The sequence below is a fragment of the Luteibacter sp. P4_E6 genome, from assembly GCF_056401535.1.
This window is the reverse complement of record NZ_JBFUJE010000790.1, coordinates 1-1,357: the sequence shown is the minus strand read 5'-3', so window position 1 is coordinate 1,357 and position 1,357 is coordinate 1. Positions and strand designations below refer to the sequence as shown.

Annotated in this window: 1 protein-coding gene; it reads left to right on the top strand. The window is 67.8% G+C overall.

All coding sequences use genetic code 11. The features are described from left to right. Nucleotides 1-1,357 (top strand): transporter substrate-binding domain-containing protein (locus AC1DT2_RS23525; protein ID WP_477299096.1); only part of this gene is annotated, 1,357 nt, incomplete at both ends.

Here is a 1,357-nt window from a genome sequence, read left to right as displayed (position 1 = left end):
GCACAACCGCGGAGGCACTTGCGCTGGTGCGTTCCGGCGCCGTCGCCGCCTATATCGATAACCCCTACTCGGCACGCGAGTTCGTCGCCCGGCTGGGGCTCGAGAACGAACTGCGTGTGGGAGGGCCACTGGCGCTCCCGATCAGCGCGCTCGCGTTCGCTGTGCCTGCCGATCGCGCGCCCCTGGGGGACGCCATCGACCATGCCCTTGGTGAACTCACCGCAGCCGATCATGGGCGCCTGCGCGCGCGCTGGGTCGGCCGCGATATTGCTCCCCGGCCGCGCCAGGACGGCATCCCGCTAAGCGAGCGCGAGAAGGCCTGGCTGGCGGCGTTGCCACCGCTGCGGTTGGGTGTCGACCCGAGCTACGCGCCTTTCAGCCTGATCACCGGACAAGGTGAGGCCGAAGGTCTTTCCCTCGACTACGTGCGTGAGATCGCCGCGGAGCTGGGCATCCGGATCACCCAGGTGCCCAGCGAAAACTGGGCGGGTACGGTCGACCGGGTGAAGAAGGGCGAAGTCGACCTCGTCGCCGCGATCAATCCGCAAAGCGCGACGTTTCCCATCCTCGAAGCCAGCGTTCCCTACCTCGACTTCCCGATCATGATCGTCACCCGCGAAGGCGCGCCGACGATTGCCGGCCGYGACGACCTCGCGGGCAAGCGCGTAATCGCCAACATGACGCGCGAGCCGATCCGGCGCCTGCTCGGGCGGATCCCAGGCGTTCAGGCCATGCCGGTGGACACCGAAGCCGAAGGCTTGCGCCGGCTTGCGGCCGGCGAAGGCGACGCCTTCGTCGGCAACCTCGCCTCGGTCGACTACCTGATCCGCGAGAACTTCCTCGGTCAGCTGAAAGTCGCTGCCCCCACGGGCGAGTCGGAAGCCATCGCGATCGGCGTCCGTCGCGAACTGGCACCGTTGCTACCGCTGGTGAACCGCGTGCTGGTGAACCTGCCGACGCATCGCCAGCAGGAGATCCGCAATACCTGGTTCGCGTCGCATTACGTGGTCGGTCCGACGTGGCGGGAAGTGGCCGGGCGCGTGCTGCCTTTCGTCGCGGTCCTGCTGTTCTCTCTCATTGCGATCAGTTACGCCTACCTGAACCTGCGTCGGGAGACGCGCCGTCGCGAGCGCACGGAACGGCGTCTGGCCGAAGTCACTGCCCATGTGCCGGCCGTGGTCTATGAAGCCCTGCGTGGTACGGACGGCAGCTACGCGATGACTTATGTTGGCGGCGATCCGCAGCGTGTGCTCGGTATGGAACCCGCCGAAGTGCTCGGCGGTGGCGAGGCCATGCTGGCGCCCATCCCACCCGAGGATCGGGAAGCCCTGCGCGCGGCCTTCGAGCGCTCGGCACG